Below are 19,509 nucleotides of genomic sequence, written 5' to 3' on the forward strand. Positions count from 1 at the left end.
ATTTTTGTAATTCCTGGGTATCAACGGACGTGGGCTGGCAACTTCACTCGCTGATAGCGCTCATGTGAAATAAGCAGCTTGCCTTGGCTTCGACGGGAGGTTCGCATTGTGGTCCGACTTGAGGAACTAAAGCGCGGGTTACACGTGGACGGTCTTTGGCCAGGCGGCGTGGCGGAGATCGTTTCCGTCGATTGGCTTAGTGATCAGCAATTGGAGGTGACCTACCGCACCGGGAAAGGCCTCGATCAGCGGATCGTCGCGAGGAATGATCAGGAGCGGCTGTTTTCGACTGCGGCGACGACACCATTTTCCTTCACAGGGAACGCTGAGAATTTCCGGCTCGCCGCTGAAGCTCATCGCATTTCGCTGGCCCATCTTTTTGATCCATATCTGGCTCTGACGAGTGCCGATATCGAGGCACTTCCGCACCAAATCACTGCCGTCTATGGCGAGATGCTTGAGCGCCAGCCCCTTCGATTTCTGCTTGCCGACGATCCGGGAGCCGGCAAGACGATCATGGCTGGCCTATTCATCAAGGAATTGATGATCCGAGGTGACCTCAAACGGTGCATGATTGTTGCGCCGGGGTCTCTCGTGGAACAATGGCAGGACGAACTGAAGGAGAAATTCGATCTCGACTTTAGGATCGTCGGGAGGGAGATGTTCCGGACCAGTTATGGCGGAAATCCGTTCAACGACGAGGATAGAATAATAGTGAGGCTCGATATGGCTTCGCGGTCCGAAGAAATACAAGCGCTGATTGGAAGCTCAAGCGACTTCGATCTGGTGATCTGTGACGAAGCGCACAGGATGTCAGCCAGCTATACGGGCGGTGAAGTTAAATATACCAAACGCTTTCAGCTTGGCCGACTGCTTGGCCGGAATACGCGCCACTTGCTCCTGATGACCGCGACACCTCACAATGGCAAGGACGAAGATTTCCAGCTGTTCATGTCGCTGCTCGACAACGACCGTTTCGAAGGGGCCTATCGCGAAGGCGTACGCACGGCCAATGCTTCGGACCTAATGCGCCGCCTTATCAAGGAGGAGCTCTACTGGTTCGACGGGAGACCGCTATTTCCAGAACGACGCGCCTACACCGTCAGCTACCCTCTTTCCGCTGCCGAAGCTGATCTCTACGCATCCGTCACCGAGTATGTCCGCGAAGAGATGAACCGTGCCGAACGGTTCGCGAACACCGACGAAAAGAAGCGCAACAATGTGGGGTTTGCGCTTCAGTCACTTCAGCGTCGTCTCGCGTCATCGCCACGGGCAATTTGGCGTTCGCTGAAACGCCGTCGCGACAGGCTACAGAAGCGGCTCGAAGAAGAGCTGCTCAAAGCCAGGGGTGGTGCTGCACCCTCCGCCACTTCATCAGCGCGCGCCATGGATGTGCCCGAAGACGATGACCTAGAAGAGCTGCCCGAAGAGGAACTTGAGGCCCTGGAAAACGAGGCGATCGACACAGCCTCGAATGCACGCACGCTGGAAGAGCTAAAGATCGAAATCGTTAGCCTCGGAGCGCTGGAGGAGAAGGCGTACTCGCTGTGTCGTTCTGGCGAGGATACCAAATGGACCCAACTAGCCGCGATCCTTGACCAGCCTCCCGTCTACGATCCCGCGTCGGGCCGCCAGAAGAAGTTGTTGCTGTTCACTGAACCGCGCGACACGCTCGAATATTTACAGGAGAAGATCGTGACGCGCCTCGGTGACCCCGAGGCGGTGAAGGTTATCCACGGAGGCGTACCACGCCAGCAGCGTCGCGCAGCCGTAGCGGGCTTCAACGACGATCCGAAAGTTCGCGTACTGATCGCCAACGACGCCGCGGGGGAAGGCGTCAACCTTCAGCGCGGCGCGCATTTAATGGTGAACTATGATCTGCCGTGGAACCCAAACCGGCTGGAACAGCGTTTCGGGCGCATTCACCGCATTGGCCAAACCGAGGTCTGCCACCTTTGGAATTTGGTCGCTGGCGAAACTCGTGAAGGTGCCGTCTACCAACGCCTTTTGGAGAAATTGGAGGAAGCCCGGAAGGCTCTCGGCGGTAAGGTTTATGATGTTCTTGGCGAGGCATTCGAGGATAAGAGCCTCAAAGACCTGCTTATGGAAGCGGTACGCTATGGCGACCGCGATGATGTCCGGGCGCGCTTGCAGCAGAGCATCGACTGCGCGGTTGATCAGTCGCACCTCAACGCTCTGACTAAGCGCGCTCAGCTTTCCCAGGAAACGCTCGATCCAGAGCGCGTCAAGGAACTAAGATTTGAGATGGATCGGGCGCACGCGCGCCGCCTGCAGCCTTTCTATATCCGTATGTTCTTCGAGGAAGCATTCCGGCGGTTGGGCGGCGAGATGGTTGCCCGCGAAACAGGGCGGTGGGAAATCACGCGCGTTCCGGCGCTTGTGCGAAGCCGCGATCACCTCACTGGACGGGGTGATCCGGTGCTGGAGCGGTATGGTCGTGTTTGTTTTGACAAGGCCTGCGTTCGCAGCAGCGAAGGGCAGCCCAATGCAGCGCTGATCGCACCGGGCCATCCGCTACTTGAGGCAGTGCTGGACCTCACTATCGAACACTTCGACGCCGCCCTGAAGCAGGGTGTCGTGCTTGTTTCGGAGGCTGACTTTGGAGAAGAGCCGCGCCTGCTTGTCGTGGCCGAGCACGAGGTCAAGGATGGTGTTTCAGCTCCGAATGGTCGGTCGCGGGTGGTTTCGACGCGGCTTCAATTCGTAAGTCTGGGGAGAGACGGTCATGCTCGCGACGAAGGTGCCGCACCCTATCTCGATCTTCGACCGCTGACTGCTGAGGAGCAAGACCTTTGCAGAGAAGCGCTGGAGGCCGACTGGCTGAAGCACGACCTCTTGGCACGCGCACGTGCTTATGCCAGCCAGCATCTCGCGACGGAACATCTAGAGGAGGTTCGCAACCGCCGCCTCGCACATATCCGCAAAGTGGAAGATGAAGTTCGCGTCCGGCTTAAGAAGGAGATTGCGTACTGGAACCGGCGCGCAGACCAGCACCGGCTGAATATCAGGGCGGGCAAGGATGAGCGTCTCGCCCTCGGTCAGGCGGAGGACCGCGCGTCTCGTATGGCCGATAGACTGGAATTGCGGCTGTTAGAGTTGAAAAAAGAGCGCGATATCTCCGCTGCATCGCCGGTCATTCGCGGGGGCGCGCTTGTAGTTCCCGCCGGGCTGCTTGCGAAACTCGGCGGCATCGTTGTCCACGACGGATTTGCCGAAGAGACGAAGGAAACTGAGCTTCTCGCCATGAATGCTGTTATGGAGGCGGAGCGCGCAGCCGGGCGCACGCCGAACGACGTTTCCATGCACAATCGCGGATGGGATATCGAGAGCGTTACGGGTGAGGGTGAGCTGCTATTTCTTGAAGTGAAGGGCCGTGTGGTCGGCGGACGGGAGATCATTGTGACGAAGAACGAAATGCTGAAGGCGAGGAATGCCGGTGAGCGTTATCATCTGGTTTATGTGCCGATAGATGCTGGTTTATCAGGCCAGCCCCACTACGTCTGCAATCCGTCGCGGCATCTGTGGGACGAAGGCGAGTTTCGAGATATCTGCCGGCACTACGCAGTGAAGGACGTAGTTGCGCTGGCAAAGTTCTCCCCGAAGGTCGCCGGCTTTATCGAGCGATGACTGGTCAATCCCGCCTCAAGCTCATCGAGCATTCCCTTCCGCTTGAAGCCATCAACGCAGCGTCGAGCCGCGAGAAGTCTGTTCGCCACGGCCATCCCTCCACCCTGCACTTGTGGTGGGCGCGCCGCCCCCTAGCGGCGTGCCGCGCGGTGTTGTTCGGCCAACTCGTTGACGATCCATCGGCCTGGCCTGACAGATACCCAACAGACGAGGATCAAGCCAAAGAGCGTCGGCGGCTGCACAAGATCATCGAGGATATGGTCGAGTGGCCAAAGTCGGAGGCCAAGGACCAAAAGCGGTTCGAGGCCGCTATCGAAGCTGCACGCTATGAAATTGCGCGGTCCGTTGCATGGGGAGTTGGAGAGGAGCCCCCGACCAGCCCACGGGCGGTGATCGACTTTCTGCAGGAGAAGGGACCGCCGGTCTATGATCCCTTCTGTGGCGGCGGGTCGATACCGCTTGAAGCGCAGCGGCTAGGTCTTCGCGCCTATGCGTCCGACCTGAACCCGGTTGCCGTACTCATCACCAAGGCTCTGATCGAGTTCCCTCCGAAATTTGCCGGCCTACCGCCTGTGCACCCTGATGTGAAGATGGAGCGCGATCTAGCGGGCCGTGAATGGAAGGGTGCGCAAGGTCTCGCCGAGGATGTGCTCCGCTATGGCCAGTGGATGCGCGACGAGGCGGAGAAGAAGATCGGTAGCCTCTATCCGCAGGCGACGGTGCCGGACGGCTCGGAGGCGACCGTCATCGCGTGGCTTTGGGCACGCACAGTCGCGTCGCCTGATCCCGCGCTTAAAGGAACGCATGTGCCGCTCGCCTCTTCTTTCGTGCTCTCTTCGAAGGCTGGCAAGGAGGCGATAGTCATCCCAGTCAAAGACCCTGCTGCCAAGGATAGCTGGCGCTTTACAGTCAAGTTCGCAGGTGTCACGACAGAAGAGTTGTCAGAAGCAGCAAAAGGTACCGTTTCGCGATCAGGAGGCGGTCGTTGCCTGCTTTCAAATGCGCCCATGCCATTTTCATACCTGCGCGCTCAGGCAAAGACAGGTCGATTTGGCGCTCGGCTGATGGCAGTTGTTGCCGACGGTGAACGAGGCCGCTGGTATTTGGCGCCGACACCGGAGCAAGAAACCTCGGCCAACGTTGAAGTATCGTCAAACCCGATAACTGGAAAGATCAGTCACTGGCCAGGTCGAACTAACGTTGTCGAGTATGGGATGACGGAGTTCTCCGATCTGTTCACGCCGCGCCAGCTCGCCGCGTTGGCAGCCTTCTCCGATTTGATCGGAAGTGTTCGGGAAAGGGCTTTGGGGGATGCGCGTCGTGCCCTCGTCTTTGCCAACCATCCCAACCCCGAGAGGCCCCTTGAGGATGGCGGCACGGGCCCCGCCGCCTACGCGGACGCAATAGTGACTTATTTGGCGTTCGCGATTGATAAACTGGCAGATCGTTGCACCTCGATATGTAGTTGGGACCCCGGAGCTGTGGGGAAGAACTCGCGAGGAGGTCCGGGACGTTCGGAAGGCATACGCAATACCTTTGGGCGCCAAGCAATACCGATGGTATGGGATTTTGCGGAAGTAAATCCGTTCAGTGAAGCGGTGGCAAATTTCGGCGGCAACCTTGATTGGATCAAGAAAGTTCTTGATCTACGATTAGTCGAAACACCCGGCTTTGCCCAAGTTATCGACGCGCCGAGGAACAGCTACCCTGTCCGCCCGACCTTAATTTCAACTGATCCGCCATACTACGACAACATAAGTTACGCTGATTTGTCCGACTTCTTTTACGTATGGCTGAGGCGCGCGCTGAAGGACATTCACCCGAACCTGTTCCGCCGTCTCGTTACGCCGAAAAACGAGGAACTTGTCGCCAATCCTTACCGATACGATGGCAAGATACAGGCCGAGCAGCATTTCATGGACGGCATGGGTGACGCTTTGAACGCCATGCGGAGGGCATCCGCAGATGCGCCACTTGCGATCTACTACGCCTTCAAGCAATCGGAAGTCAGCGACGACGGCATTCTGTCTCCGGGATGGGCGGCATTTCTGCAAGCGGTCGTTAATTCGGGTTTGCAGGTGGACGGCACATGGCCAATTCGGACTGAGCTTTCCAGCCGCATGATCGCATCGGGTACAAATGCTCTTGCTTCCTCTGTCGTCCTAGTCTGCCGAACGCGCCCGGAAAACGTGCGAGTGATCAGCGTTCGCGATTTCCAACGTGAACTAAAGCCAGCAATGAAACAGGCGATCATCGACCATCAGAAGGCTGGAGTACCGCTGCCCGACCGGCGGCAGGCGGCAATCGGTCCCGGCATCGGCATCTTCTCGAAGTACGCCTGGGTGCGCGAAGCCGACGACAGCAGGATGAAAGTTGCGAAAGCATTGGCACTCATCAACCGCGAGATTGACGAAGCCTTGAACGAGGGCACCGAGGCACTGGACCCCGAGAGCCGTTTTGCGCTCGAATGGTACGCGATCAATGGCTACAGGCCCGTCGCGGGAGGCGCGGGCACAGCGATCTCAATGCTAATGGGCTTTAATCTCGCCGAAGGACGCATGAATGCATCCGGCCTGTTCCGGTCACGCGGCGGCGATGCTAAGCTTCTGACGCGCACCGAAATGCACGAGGCCGATCCAAATTGGCGCTCTTCGCGCGACGAAATCTTCACAGTATGGGAGATGACCCAACAGCTCGCCCGTGTGTTCCACGCAGAGGATGGCGGCACAGACAAGGCAGGCCGCATTCTGGCCGAGAGCCGGCGAGCCGGGCCAGATGTGCTGCTGGTCGCCGAGCGTCTGTTTGAGATCGCCACCAACAAGGGCGACAATGAAGAGGCTCTAGTCTGGAACCAGCTCCAGATTGCCTGGCCCGAAATCGAACGCGCTGCCGACCGCGCCGAAGAAGCGGGCGCTAGCGCAGGACCTGTTCAGGGCTCATTGCTCTAGGAGAAGTCGGTTATGAACAATCGCGACCGTATTGCGCAGTTGCTAGCGCTTATCGAGCGCGGGTGCCTTCCCTTCGTTGAGAAAGCCCTGAAGTCCAGTTTTGGCGCTCAGTGGCGGCAGATGGCGCGCCTCCCGAAGTCGCTTTCGCCGATCTCCGATCTTGATGCGTATGCGCTGCTCTATACGATCATCCACAATTGGCGCGAGGTTTTTGAAAACGCACTCAAGCCTGAGATGCGCGACGCAGCTTCAGCTGCGCTCGCTGGCCGCAACAAATTCTCCCACTCATCAGGCGCGATTGACGACCGTTTAACGCTGCGCGCTCTCTCTGGAGGGGTCGACCTTCTTGATGCTGTCGGGGCGAAAGAAGAGACGGTAAAGGCTACCGCGCTGCTAAATGGGCTGCTTGGTTCGATGACGGCACCTACGGCTACTTCGACTGCCGAGCCCTCGGCTTCCGCGACAGTTGGCGACACACCTCGACGACCGACCCTATCGTTGACGCCGACACGCACAAAGGCCGAGGAGCCTCGACAGGAGGATTTCTTTGGAGGGGGCGAGGTGGAGGGGCTGACGCCATGGCGCATAGTCTCGCCTCCCCGCGAGGACGTTTTGACCGGCAGGCTCGACAAAGACAAGTTCGCCGCCAACCTCGCCGCAGCAGATCGGGAGGAAGGCGAGGATACTTACGCGGACCCAATCGAATTTTTTAACGCTACCTATCTGACCGCTGGGTTGCGGATGACTTTGGAGAACGCCGCGAAGCGCCTTATCGGCAGTGGCGGCCCGTCCACTATTGGCCTCCAAACCAACTTCGGCGGCGGGAAAACCCATACATTGCTGTCGTTGCTGCATATGGCGCGCCTAGGGGATATGAGCCGTGCCGACAATCTTGCTTCAATCGCAGCTGCTGTCGGTTCGACCGGCCTTGGCGAGGTAAACCTTGCTGTGTTCAGCGGCAGTGACAAAGGACCGGACGTTCCGCTGGCCAGCGCAGATGGGCATGCGATCCGCACACTGTGGGGCTATCTCGCATGGCGGATAGCGGGCCGGGAGGGCCTCTCTCTCGTGCAACCTTCCGAGGATGCCGGGACGAGCCCTGGCGGCGAAGTATTCCAGAAGGTGCTCCAGCTAACCGGCAGGCCATCTTTGATCCTGCTGGATGAGTTGGTGGTCTTCGTCCGCCAACTCTCTGGCGAACGTTACAATTCGCATCTCTCGTTTCTCCAATCGCTAACGGAAGCTGCCGCGCAAGTTCCGAACGCGCTGATCGTCGGTTCACTGCCAGAAAGTGATCTGGAGGCGGGCGGCACGGAAAAGGGCCGCGAAACTCTTCAGGCGCTGGAAAAGCTGTTCGGTCGTACACAGTCGGCGTGGCAGCCGGCGCAGGGGTCCGAAACCTACTCGGTAGTCCGGCGTCGACTTTTTCAAGAGCTGGACACTGAGGGTGAGAAGCAGCGGAAGCGGACCGTAGACCGCTTCATTAAGCTTTACCGCGACCACAAACAGGACTTTCCAAGCGGGACGGGCGAGCGCGAATACGCTGATAAAATGATGGGTGCCTACCCCATCCATCCGATGCTGTTCGACAAACTCTCTACCGAATGGGGGGCGCTTGAAAAATTCCAGCGCACTCGCGGCGTATTGGCGCTTCTGGCAAGGACGATTTTCGCCAGTTATCGGGAGCGCAGCGATGAACCCCTGATCTTGCCGAGTTCTCTACGCGTAGACGACCCCGCTGTCCGGGGCGCACTTCTAGAGCCGCTTCCTGGTCCAGTATGGGGTTCGATTGTCGAGGGCGAGGTGGATGGTGACACTTCGCTCCCAGCGGACATGGAAGCTCGACGGCAGCGATACCGCAACGACAATGTTGCTCGACGCGCCGCCCGCGCTGTTTTCGTCAGCACAGCTCCGGCAGGGGACGCGAGAGGGGGGATAACCGGCCCCGAGTTGAGGCTCGCCTGTGTAAAGCCGGGGGAGCAGATTTCGATCTTCGGCGACGCGCTTCGCGAGATCGCCGAGCGGTCTGCCCACCTCTACGAAACCGAGGGCCGCTATTGGTATGGGCCGCGCGCAACTCTAAATAAGCTCGCCGACAACCGGCTCCTCGATGTGGAGACGGATGCCGCTGATACGGAAGTTATCCGCCTGCTCAAGCTGGACGAGCGCTCAAAAGGTAGTTGGGGGCGTGTCCACACATCGCCGGACCGCGCGTCGGAGACCGAGGACCGCCCAACTTCTGGTCTAGTCATTTTGAGGCCAAGCTACCCCTATCAGGCTGGTGGCGGGTCGCGCGCCGAAATCGAGGCTCTGGACGGTCTGGAACGGCGGGCCGGCGGGCAGCGCAAATATCGCAATGCCATTGTCTTCCTCGCCGCCGATGATCGTGGCCTTGAGGACGCACGCCGCACGGTCAAGCGGATGATGGCTTGGAAAAGCATCGTCGATGACCGCAGTCTTGATCTAACCGACAGTCAAAAAGCCGACGCGCAGAACCGGCTTGCGCAGGCAGAAAAGGCGGCACGAGATACCGTCCGTAAGACTTGGTCTCATTTGCTTGTTCCCACGCCCTCCCCAACCGATCGAAGCGTGGTGCAGCTCGAACATTTCGCGATGCGACTATCAGGGCAACGCAGTCCAGCAGAGGCCGCATGGGACAAAGCGTCTGAAGCGGCGGTTATCGCCACCGTACTAGGCCGCCAGAGCTTCACTGAGCGGATGCTGGAGCTTTGGCCGAATGGCAGCCCTGATCTGGCCGTCGATAAAATCCGTGACTGGTACTTCGAGTTTCTTCACATGGAGCGACTTCGCGACGAGATCGTATTGGCGAACGCGATTTCTGACACAGTCGCAGATATGGACGCCGCAAAATTTGCGCTGGCAAACGACAAAATTGACGGCGAGTATCAGGGGTTGGTCCTAGCGAAAAACACGCCGGTTCGCTTCGGTGGAAAGATGCTGATCGTTCTCAAAGAGGTTGCGGAGGCCTCCAAAGCGCAAGTCCAGCCGGGGAACAGTGCAAACAGCGCTACGGCGGCATCAGGTGGCGCTACGACCGTTGGCAAGCTCGGAACGCAAAGCCAAGATGCACCACGGACACGCTTTTCTGGCGTCATCGAACTGGACAGCATCCGAGGCGCTATGAAGGTCTCTCAAGTCTTCGAAAACGTGATCGCGGAACTGGACCGCGCGGGAGGCACGACCTTTCGCCTCGTGCTGGAAATCCAGGCGGAGAGCATCGAAGGGTTTCCGAAGGACATTGAGGACGACGTCACAGCTAACGCGCAGGCGCTCGGCTTTACGCGGAAGCAGTTCGACTAAACATTTGAGTGACCCTATGGTAGGTCGCGATAAGTGAATGTTATCGGATGTTTGAAGGCCACAGTCGCCCATCGACATGCCGTAAACTATGGAGCAGGCCCGGTGTTTGACGCGGGCACCCCTATATTCTCCGATGTCGCGTGATGCGAAAAGCGGTCGGTTCATGAAACCACTCATCGATGTCCCAGCCGAGCTGCCACTCTACTTTGCCCCCGGAGCCGGAATAGACACCGTTTCTGTCGGCCAGGCGGATGCTCGAAACGATTATAAGGGCAGTGTTTCCCTTTTCTCTCCGATGGAGTTCGACTTCATTTGCCGTCATTAGAATGCCGTCGCCATGGTCGCTTGTGGTGCCCTTAACTTCAACCTTTATTCGTGTCCCGCCGAGCATTGCCTCAAAGTCAAAAGGGCTTGAGCTAGATGTGTCTCGAACTGCATAGCCATTAGCACGTAAGAACTCTGAAGCCACGTCCATCGCTCGCTGCTCGACAGCCTTCCTCGCTGGGGCCGATAGCCCATATCCCTGCCGACCAGCAGGTCGATTTAATGGGTTAAGAGCGGAGGAAATTTCTAGTTCGCGTTGATCGGCATCGGTTAGGTCGCGTCCGATTGCTTGAGCTGCGTAGATTGGCTGAAGGCGTCGCGCAGCCTGATCAAATAGTTCGCCAAAATCGGTGGCGCGGATGTCGGGATAAGCAACGCGATGAGAAATAGCGGTGGCTCGCTGGAATGAAAGCGGCAGCGGGCGCCTGGCACCGAATTCGGGGGTGTCCTCGAATGGCACCAAGCTCCCGAACTTCTCAATGACTACACGCCGCGCCCATTCAGTTTGTGCGTCCAGTTCATGATTAGGGAGGGGAACGGAGCTCCCTCTGTGAAAGCGAGACGACCCACACCCGACAGTTACGTGCACGGCTGACCCATCCGTCGAGAAATGGGTCACGCAATAAAAGCCTTCGGTCGGGTTCGGCGACATGTTGCGCGAGCAGAACCTTACCCAAGGAAGCTCTGTCTTTCGCCCGATCCCATCCGACGCTTCTACAAAGAGATCGCCGCCGAAAGGACCCAAAGCAACAGAAAGCCGAACGCGAAGCCCTTCAATCTCCGTCTTCAGATTGCCCCTTACCAACCGACCTCGTTCCTGCATTGCGGGTGTATTTTCTGCTGAGTATCGAGCTTGGAGCTGACATATACGTTCCAGCGTTTCGTGCACCGTTTCCCCATTTGCTTGTGAATTTCCTTAATATGGCCCGGAAGTCTTGATGCCTCGACGTCGAACGGCATACCCGCTTCAGAACTCGTAGTCCTTCCACAAAGGTGACTTCCAAAGCTCATGCGCTCCTTCGTCGCCGATAGCGGAGGCCATTGCTTTGATCGCTTTGGTGAAACTCGTTTTCAGCATTTCCCCGGCCTCCTGATCCGAGCCATCCTTGTTATAGGTCTGACGAACTCGATACGCCTGCAGTTGGCGGATGGCTTCTCGCTCGGTTTTTCCGCCGTTCTCGACCTTTGCAGTGAATAGCATCACCCAGTCGCGGATGCCGCCGTAAACTTGGTTTCGTAAATTGCGCGCACGTTGCTCTATGTCGATAGCCGTCCCGATCTTCAACAGCTTCGCGGAGCGCGAGCCGGCGATGTAGACGTAGCCAGGCGAGTTATGGCGCTTTTGGTAGGACAACTTGCTTGTGTCACATTGGACGCAATGGCCTGACCGGGTTCTAAGACGATGCCCGCCATTCTTACACGGTGTCCCCAAAACGATCCCTAAGCCGGCGGCGCGAACCCCAGATTTCCATGAAGCAGCCGACTGATTTCTGCCATCGTACACATCAGCCGTTGATAGCCCCTGAGATTTCAGGAAATCCACTTCCTTGTGTGTTAGCACGCCGCTCCTCCCGCGCACCGCATCCCGAACGTCTCATCAACTGCGCGGGTTCAGACACATCGTCCGACAACACCCACAGTGCTATCTAGCCCAAAATTTGAGCGCCATGCCGTAAACTTCTTCCGCACCTCGTCGATCCGAAAATACCGCTCTGACGATGTCTTGCTTGTCGCTTTATCTTTTCGAGCTTGGCTTTCGGCAATGACCCGAGGAATAAGGTAAATTTCCCTTTCGCAAACCTCATAGCCGAGATGACAAACTGTCGTGTCGAACGTCACCTAACGTAAAGATCCTCCGTGAACTGGTTGCCGCTCTTGTCAGGCCAAGAGGAAGCGTGCGTCGCCAGTCGCCCATCCCAATCGAAGCTTTAGCCCGTTTGGTAAGGTTGTCACCACGCCGGCGTTGGGCTCTGCCGTGAGGCCGAACAAATCGACAAACGCGGCAAAATCCTGAAACCACATCCGATCCGGCGAGAAGGAATGCACGATCATTGCTGCTTCGTCGGTTTTGAACCGCAGAGCCTCAATCACTGCCGACGCTGCCCTGTGGATAAGTTGGTATCTGACCTGCGGAAGATGCTGCTCGCTCAAGCCAAGCAGATTGCAGATATGGCTGATGCGCAATTTCTTCCCATCTGACGGGACATTCAACCATTCCGTTACGGTCTTATCGAACGGCTCGTTGACCTTGCCTTCGACCATCGCCGCACATGTCTGATCGGCGTGTCGAACGAGGGCAAATACGTCTGCCTGGCTCTGGGTACTCCCTCCCGGCAGCGGGACCTTGTATTCGGGCAACGCCAAAAGCAGTTCAGCGGGAGCATCGAACATGCGAGCGATTTCTGGAGGAAGCCCGCCCGCGCTTTCCCAGCAATATGCGAGGGTCTTAGCTGAATATCCAGTTCGCCAATGGAGTTCCGGCTTGGCGAGGAAAGCTTGCCACGCAGACGGGCCGCTGCTCGGAATATACACTCGCTTCATCCACACCTCCGTCTTTCCGACTTGGCGCTGTTGGGATCCCGCCTCAGAGAAGCATAGGCTCTCAAACGAACCAAATTTGGTGCTAAAAACACTACCGTCGCTGTGTAACGAGCATATCAAAACATCGAGAAGCAATTGTGCAATTATTGCACAGCATGGCCTTTAAGTACACGAGCATAGGAGCGCAGCACCACTCGTTTACCCGCTGTTGCAGGGTTCGGTGCGCCGCGGCTCTCATTGCACGCCTACGGAATACCAAGCGCCTAGCGGCGCTATACCCAGCCATCGTGAAACCGCGTTGACGTTGGTGTGGAGCGGTCCGTACAGAACAAAAACATTTTGCCTGCCGCCCAACACTTCCGCTTGCTGGGCAATCCAAACGTACAGGATGTCAGGCTTGGGGCAATCGGCGACGCCAGTTGGACTAAACTACTCCGCCAATAGCTCTACGATCTGAGTTTTCGCCGCACTGAAATCTTTGATAGAGGCCTTTAGCCACGTCGCAGCTGTCTCTCGAGAGATGAGCTTCCTTTCCTCCGCCAAAGTGACAAGATAGGCAAATAGCCCGCGACGTGAGATCGGCGTGGTGGTGATTGGGAAATAATCTATGGTCTGGTTCTCCCTTGCCAACCACTCGTCGTGCTCAACCACAATATCGGCGCTTGCGACTTGCGAGACCTCAACCTGGCAAATATTTCGGAGATGATATGTCGCTGCGGTGCGGCTGACGCCGTACTCGCCGATCACTCGGTTGAGGAGTTGCGCAGGGTCTGAGTGCCTTTCACTTAGCATCTGCATTGCTGCGGGAGGTGCCAGAAACGCAATCGCAAATCCATTTGCACGCATCTCAACGCGGTCTTTGACGGCTCTGGCATCGCTTTCAATGCCATCGTATTCGTCAACACGTAGGCGATTTAGTCGATCGTCTGGATCAGTGAGAAGATGACCCAACTCGTGCGCTAGCGTCATGCGGCGGACCCAGACATTGTGGTTCTTTCCGGCCTCATTCACAACAATACCCCGCGTACCACCATTGGCTATAGTCGCACCGGCGAAGCGCTCATCAAGGCTGTCTTGGACAAGAGGAATTCCAAGACGGCGCTCAATCAAGTTTCGCAGACTGGGAATGGGATCGACTGGAGAAAGTCCAATTTTTGCGCGGGCGAGGTCGGCGAGTTCATACCCACGCTGCCAGGCCGGGTAAGAATAATTCGTCGAAAAGAGCACCAGATCACCTGGACTGGTCCCCACGACACCAAGCAGGGCACTCAGCTCGCTCTGACGTGAAATTGTCCAGGCGCTCTCAGATAGCTTGAGAACGGAGGCTGCGGAAAACGTGAAGGTATCGCGCTGCTGCGCCATCTCACGAAGCCTGACACCGAGTTCATAGTCTCCTTTCGCAGCAGGCTCGTATCCGAGAATGCGCTCATCAAGAGCTAGTGCTTGCGCAATCGCTTCGAGATTGCGGATCGGATTTGCTCTTCCTGGCGTTTCTGCGGCGACGATGTCGGCCTCTCGTAGATTGGCGCTTTTTGCAACATCCTTCTGGCTAAGATTGAGTGCCTCGCGGCGGTTCCGCAGCGTGCGCGATGGCTCATCCCGATCCTCAACGAGGATAGCAGAATTTTCGCGTTCCACCATGATGAGGTTTTCAAGTCCGTAGGCAGCGAGAGCTTCTCGCGCACTAATTCGCCTCCCGGTGCCGCCGTCCTCAGCCCGCGCAATCTGCACTTGGCTTCGAACGAACTCTTTCGATGACGTGCGCGCACGCTGAACAGGTGTTTCACCCTGCGAGTTTTCGCCGAAAACGAGATCGAGCATTTCCTTGGGATTTTTGCTCACGTCGAAACTACCCAAAATGGATCTACGCTTCCGAAGCCATATGGCCGTCCCGCCTCGTCATCATAGCCGCAGGACCACACATAATATCCTGATTTTCTAAAAGCTTTCGCTACAGCTATCATCTCGTCAGCGCTTCGCGGTCCGTAGCGCCCAGAACGACCATTTAAGATAACTGTGGTCTCTTCGAGAAAGATCAATTCCCCGCCCGAGTATGCCTCCTCACCGCCGGTGAGATTTGTGTGCTTTATGACGCCTTTTTCCACATTCTTCCCGAACGGACTACGCTCCATGGCATGCACAACATCGTCAGTGCGAACGACCCAAAGATGCCTGCCGTCCATCTGGCCCGAGCTTAAGACTGGAGGTCCCCCTTGATCACTCACTTCGTCCGCAGCACTTCCATCCACCCAAATCCGCAGCCCATCAGAGGGGGCCATTTTCAAACACTCATTTTCGTGCTCAATGAGGCCCGCTGCCGGAGTGCGCGGTGCTGTTTTTGAACGAAATTCACTGAACGCCGCGTCACTCTTTGCACTCGAAGCCAATTCAGCCCTCCCCGGCCTCAAGCCTCACTTATCATATAGGCAGTTCGAGCAAAACCCCAGCACTGGTTGGCGAGACATGCGCAAGCGAACAGTCAGACCTCGAGCCAGAAAGGTGGCGCTCCGGACTGTGGTTAGGCACGTCGAAGTGAAGTGGCCTCCCAATAGCAGTCGCTTACAACACCTTTGCTGCCGCGTTGTCCGCAAAAAGATCACCGATCCTAACATAGCGGGCTAACATCGCATCCGAGGCGTGACCGGTCGTGCGTCTGATTGACAGCGTGCTAACGCCCGCGACTACCGCGCTGGTAGCCAAACCTGACCTAAGGCTGTGGCCGCTATACGCATCCGGGTGAAAGCCCGCTGCCTCTGTGCGTTTCTTCACAATAATTGAGACTGCCTCCCGGGAAAGGCGATGATCGGCAACGTGGCCGTGACGGTCGATGGCGCTGAAGATCGGGCCGTTTGCGTTTCCTCTAAAATCCAACCAGTCTGTCAGATGTCGGACAGGGCACCATCTAGTCCTCCCGAGGGGAATACCGATCTTGCGCCCGGCGCGGGACTGATCTGTCTTGGATCGTCTGAGCGTGACGACTACGCCGTGCCGGACATGCTCAATGTCGGTTACGTCGAGACCAACGAGCTCTGACCTCCGGAATGCTCCGGCAAAGCCAAGGAGCAGCAAGGCTTTGTCTCGGATGTCTTTCGGGCGATTTCCCATGCGCTCCAACACTTGAAAGAGGTCTTCTCGAAGGAGCGGTTTTGCCTCGCGTTGCGCTGTGCCGATCATTCGCTTTATCCCGCGAGCAGTGGCTTTCACGATCTCGGCTTTGCAGGGATCATCAACGCCGCGAGCACGGTGGGCCTTAGATAACGACGCGAGCCTTCGCGCTATGGTCGCGGCTTTGTGCGTATACGCCAAGGCGGCAAGATATTCGGCGATCCGCGCCGGGTGAGAGGGGATTGTCCCACCCCATCCCGCGTAGTGCCGTATATCCGCCTCGTAAGCGCGTTTTGTCGCTCCGCTGATGGAATTGGTGACAAAGTCGCGGACGATTGCTGGCGTGGCTGTAAGTGTCGAGAATTGGTCGCTCTGTTGATGATGGGACCGGGCGGTGCAGCTGACTGCGAACCCCTCGACTGCGGCCATCTGCCCACTGGTCTCGGTCAGGTGTGACCAGGCGGAAAGATCAGCGCTCATTTGCCGCGACCCGAACTTGGTTGAGGACGCCGATCTCAGACCGCAGCAACGACAGCAGGGTCGCTGCGTCCTCTTTCGAAAACGGCCAGGAATGACAGTCAGCTTGGTGCCGTAAGCTCTGGCCAATCGGCCAGATCACGCGATCCGCCACAAGGCCGCTCTCTACGCGGAACAGCGCGTGGCCCAAAATCCCAGCACGCTCCCCTGGCGCGACATGGGATCGAAGCCACCGCGCCGTGTCGCAATCCGTCTCAAGAAACACGCGGAGGGCCGCGCGGCCCCCGTGCGAAAACTTATCGTACGCCCAACCTGGTGTTTGCCCGATTAGGGTTTGGTCGGGAAACGTGTCGGACTTGCGATGAGCGAGGGTGGGATCGAACTCTACATGGAGTAACGGGAGAAAGGCTGAAATCGTCTCCCCTGTCTGCCGGTAAGCCTCCCGTGCCACCTCGACCAAGGTGTGGGGTTGGTCGATTTCGCACAAGTGGTCGAACATCGAGCGCACTTGGTGCTGACGCTCCGCGGATGGTCCCCCGTTTTGAGCCGCACCCAGAGCACAGCGTGTCGCAATAGCCCTCCGCTCGATTGGTCCACTACCGGCGATGATGTCGAGCGCCTCACCGAACGACATATGCGAAATCTCTAACGTATCGTCGCGCCAGCGGCTGCAATCGGCAATGGCGACGTATAGGTCATCGGATGCACGACATTTTGGCGTGGCAGCCAAAGTTGATACGACATGGGCCGCTAACGTCCAGCCACCGAGATGACGGGCAAGCTGACGGCGAGTGGCCGAGGCCGCGACCGCTTGGTACATAGCCGGCAGTCCTCCTAGCCCGACATCCTCGATGGCGATGATGACCAGTCGGCGCCATAGCCGGTCTGGCGAGTTGTCGAACAAGACGCTGGCGGCAATGAGTGCCAAATCGACCCGACCGCGTCTGATGCTCTTCTGCAGCAGAGCCGATGCAAGCCCCGTGGAAATTGGAGCCGCATTTTCAGATCGCTGCGGCGGATCGATACCGCGGAGTTGCTCTTCGAGCTCAGCTGCGATGGAGGACAAGATGTCTGGGGCGTTCACTGGGTTAGCTCCTTGATCGGGATCAGGGAGCCGAGACATTCAGACCCAAACCGACTTTGGCAGAGCTAGCAGCGGGGGCAATAGAGAAATATTGTGTTTTTGGACGCCCTAAAATGCAGACGGGCGATCACTCTCAAAGCCTTTTCCTGCATGGAAATGAATGGTTTCTGAAGGGCGGATTTCCGATGTCCCGGCGATTGTCCCAACTGCACTCCGGGACACGGGGCGGGACCCGCGAAGACACATATGAGACACGAGCAGGACATTGTCGAACACCTACGCGACGTGAAAAACAGCTTGGGAGCGTAGGCTTGGCAACTGATCGACCGACCTCATGCCCACCATGCCTATCCATCGCCAGGTGGTCCCGCAACGCTCGTTGGCTGGGTGACGAAGGATCACTGCGAATACCCCATACTTTGCGCACGTGCTGCTTTGTCACGGCACATCCGGTCTACGGTCTCCCAACGAACATAGTCGACCCGACCTTCCATCCGACGGCGCATCCAGCCCTTCTCGGCTGCGATTGGGTCAGCGGCTCGCCGCACGGCCTTGCATCCGGTGCGGCTGACCTCTCCGTAGATCGCTTGCGCGAGTTCGACTGCCGTGAAAATGCGATCCGGCTGAGCAACAAACAACGCCCGAATGATTGATTGCACATGTCCCTCACGCTTTGACATTTCGATCTCCTATGCAATTCGCGTACGAGGGACCCAATTGCTTGCTTTACGGATAACAGGTCTTCTCGCGTGCCGGCATTGGGAGCTTTGAGGCTTCGCCGACTGGCAAATACTCACCCAAGTGCTTGTATCTCGCTACAGCTCGCAGGGACATTTTAAGGGACCTCTTTGGTGTGGCTGGCGCAAACGAAAGAGCTTTCGCGATGATTTGCATAGGGGCATTTTTCCGGGTGGTATGACCCCGCATACCATTGGCGGGCGGACATGATTGCTCCGGCTCATTGCTTCATTTGCGCCGCTTTCCATTTTTCATAATGCGCGGGGTCGGCAACCAAATTGTCCCAATATGCATCGTCTTCCTCGGTCGAGCTGGACCAAATTGATTTCGATGGTTTGCTGCCATTCGCCGCATGCCAGTTCTCAACGTACTCCTCATACTTCGCGTACCGCTTTGCTTGCAGTGTTGGCGAATAGGAAACCCACTTGGGGTTCATGTCGTAGGGATGCTTCACGTAGGGCTCATGCTTGCCAGTCACCTCCGATATTCCTCCAGGCCCAGTCCCGTGCTAAGGGGGCTCACTCTTGGCCGGAAGGCGTTAGCCATAGCGCCGAAATGTCTTTTTTGATCAGTGTGTGGGTTTTGCCCCGTTAGCCAGTGTAAGCTACTGAAATCCCACAACTGTGACCCAACCTCCGGGCCCACCAAAACAATTGATTTTATTAGGAAAAAATAGCACTTGCCCACGCTTTACCCGCACGTTGCCCACAGTTCACGCTGGCAGCAAAAAAGCGCCCCAAGGCGCCTCCTTTAATCAGTTCGCGATTCCTTTTCACCGGACGATCCGCAAATTTGTCCGGCGCTTCATCTGATCGCGCTTTTCCTCGCGCTGGTTGATCGCTCTCGCGATGTCGACGGCGATCCGCTTCTTGTTAGCCTCGCGCACGTATTCGTCAGTCACCGTCATCGAGGAATGCCCCATAGCTTCCATAATGGCGCGCGCCTGGATGTTGCATTCGGCGAGGTAGGTGCCGAACGTACGGCGCAGGCCATGAAGCGTGTATCCGTCGGGAATGCCCGCCTGCCGGGTCCAGTGCTGCATCATGCCTGTCAGGCTCTTTTCCGAGAACGACGTGCCATATGCGTTCTTTAGGACGGTGCCGCCCTTTGAGCGGTCGAGCGGTTCTAAGGCAGCCGCTAGCTTGTCCACGACTGGAATGAACATCTCCCTCCCGCCATGACGGTTGCGGTTCTTCTGTTGATTTCCACTGAGAAGTGACCCAGTCGACGGAGGTTTTTCCATCGAGAATTGACCCATGTTTGAAGCTCCTCCCACACGGCACGTGTGGGGGACATCGGAGTGATCGACATGGGGTTATTGAG

13 protein-coding genes and 1 pseudogene are annotated in these 19,509 nt (G+C 57.4%); 3 read left to right on the forward strand and 11 right to left on the reverse strand.

Going from position 1 to position 19,509, the window contains the following annotated elements:
* The first annotated feature begins 168 nt into the window (after positions 1-168).
* Genes ACH196_RS30945 through ACH196_RS30955 form a run of 3 tightly spaced genes read left to right on the forward strand, consistent with a single transcriptional unit; the run spans position 169 to position 9,917 of the window.
* Positions 169-3,648, forward strand: a complete 3,480-nt coding sequence (locus ACH196_RS30945; protein WP_396650691.1) for a helicase-related protein — start codon at positions 169-171, stop codon at positions 3,646-3,648.
* Positions 3,645-6,596: a DUF1156 domain-containing protein gene (locus ACH196_RS30950; RefSeq protein ID WP_396650692.1), complete on the forward strand. Its 2,952-nt coding sequence runs from the start codon at positions 3,645-3,647 to the stop codon at positions 6,594-6,596. Before ACH196_RS30945 ends, ACH196_RS30950 begins: the two co-directional genes overlap by 4 nt.
* A gap of 12 nt (positions 6,597-6,608) precedes the next feature.
* Complete coding sequence (locus ACH196_RS30955) at positions 6,609-9,917, forward strand: DUF499 domain-containing protein (RefSeq protein ID WP_396650693.1); 3,309 nt, start codon at positions 6,609-6,611, stop codon at positions 9,915-9,917.
* Positions 9,918-10,038: 121 nt separating this feature from the next.
* On the opposite strand, the gene ACH196_RS30960 is transcribed toward ACH196_RS30955, so the two are convergent.
* From ACH196_RS30960 to ACH196_RS31010, 11 genes and pseudogenes are all read right to left on the reverse strand, one after another.
* A complete protein-coding gene (locus ACH196_RS30960; protein ID WP_396650704.1) occupies positions 10,039-10,701 on the reverse strand; it encodes a protein NO VEIN domain-containing protein in 663 nt (220 codons plus the stop codon).
* A 39-nt stretch (positions 10,702-10,740) separates the two neighbouring features.
* Positions 10,741-11,064 (reverse strand): annotated as a pseudogene (locus ACH196_RS30965) (MrcB family domain-containing protein); the annotation flags it as partial.
* Between the two features lie 144 nt (positions 11,065-11,208).
* Positions 11,209-11,595: a GIY-YIG nuclease family protein gene (locus tag ACH196_RS30970; RefSeq protein WP_396650694.1), complete on the reverse strand. Its 387-nt coding sequence runs from the start codon at positions 11,593-11,595 to the stop codon at positions 11,209-11,211.
* 524 nt (positions 11,596-12,119) lie between these two features.
* Positions 12,120-12,782: a DUF6946 family protein gene (locus ACH196_RS30975; protein WP_396650695.1), complete on the reverse strand. Its 663-nt coding sequence runs from the start codon at positions 12,780-12,782 to the stop codon at positions 12,120-12,122.
* A gap of 429 nt (positions 12,783-13,211) precedes the next feature.
* Positions 13,212-14,624 carry an ImmA/IrrE family metallo-endopeptidase gene (locus ACH196_RS30980; protein WP_396650696.1) on the reverse strand — a complete coding sequence of 471 codons (1,413 nt, stop codon included), beginning with the start codon at positions 14,622-14,624 and terminating at the stop codon, positions 13,212-13,214.
* Complete coding sequence (locus tag ACH196_RS30985) at positions 14,621-15,169, reverse strand: hypothetical protein (protein ID WP_396650697.1); 549 nt, start codon at positions 15,167-15,169, stop codon at positions 14,621-14,623. The genes ACH196_RS30980 and ACH196_RS30985 overlap by 4 nt, the downstream gene beginning before the upstream one ends.
* A 172-nt stretch (positions 15,170-15,341) precedes the next feature.
* Positions 15,342-16,367 carry a site-specific integrase gene (locus tag ACH196_RS30990; protein ID WP_396650698.1) on the reverse strand — a complete coding sequence of 342 codons (1,026 nt, stop codon included), beginning with the start codon at positions 16,365-16,367 and terminating at the stop codon, positions 15,342-15,344.
* Positions 16,357-17,448: a hypothetical protein gene (locus ACH196_RS30995; protein WP_396650699.1), complete on the reverse strand. Its 1,092-nt coding sequence runs from the start codon at positions 17,446-17,448 to the stop codon at positions 16,357-16,359. Before ACH196_RS30995 ends, ACH196_RS30990 begins: the two co-directional genes overlap by 11 nt.
* Positions 17,449-17,846: 398 nt before the next feature.
* On the reverse strand, positions 17,847-18,128 hold the full coding sequence (locus ACH196_RS31000; protein ID WP_396650700.1) for a hypothetical protein: 282 nt from the start codon (positions 18,126-18,128) through the stop codon (positions 17,847-17,849).
* A gap of 278 nt (positions 18,129-18,406) precedes the next feature.
* Complete coding sequence (locus ACH196_RS31005) at positions 18,407-18,664, reverse strand: hypothetical protein (protein ID WP_396650701.1); 258 nt, start codon at positions 18,662-18,664, stop codon at positions 18,407-18,409.
* 294 nt (positions 18,665-18,958) lie between these two features.
* A complete protein-coding gene (locus ACH196_RS31010; RefSeq protein WP_396650702.1) occupies positions 18,959-19,444 on the reverse strand; it encodes a tyrosine-type recombinase/integrase in 486 nt (161 codons plus the stop codon).
* Positions 19,445-19,509 lie beyond the last annotated feature (65 nt).

It is taken from the genome of Mesorhizobium sp. IMUNJ 23232, from assembly GCF_044326205.1.
Classification (GTDB): domain Bacteria; phylum Pseudomonadota; class Alphaproteobacteria; order Rhizobiales; family Rhizobiaceae; genus Kumtagia.

Coding starts and splice junctions, on each gene's coding strand:
- ACH196_RS30950 (WP_396650692.1), top strand. CDS start 3,645: ATGACTGGTCAATCCCGCCTCAAGCTCATCGAGCATTCCCTTCCGCTT.
- ACH196_RS30955 (WP_396650693.1), top strand. CDS start 6,609: ATGAACAATCGCGACCGTATTGCGCAGTTGCTAGCGCTTATCGAGCGC.
- ACH196_RS30975 (WP_396650695.1), bottom strand. CDS start 12,782: ATGAAGCGAGTGTATATTCCGAGCAGCGGCCCGTCTGCGTGGCAAGCT.
- ACH196_RS30990 (WP_396650698.1), bottom strand. CDS start 16,367: ATGAGCGCTGATCTTTCCGCCTGGTCACACCTGACCGAGACCAGTGGG.
- ACH196_RS31000 (WP_396650700.1), bottom strand. CDS start 18,128: ATGTCAAAGCGTGAGGGACATGTGCAATCAATCATTCGGGCGTTGTTT.
- ACH196_RS31010 (WP_396650702.1), bottom strand. CDS start 19,444: ATGGGTCAATTCTCGATGGAAAAACCTCCGTCGACTGGGTCACTTCTC.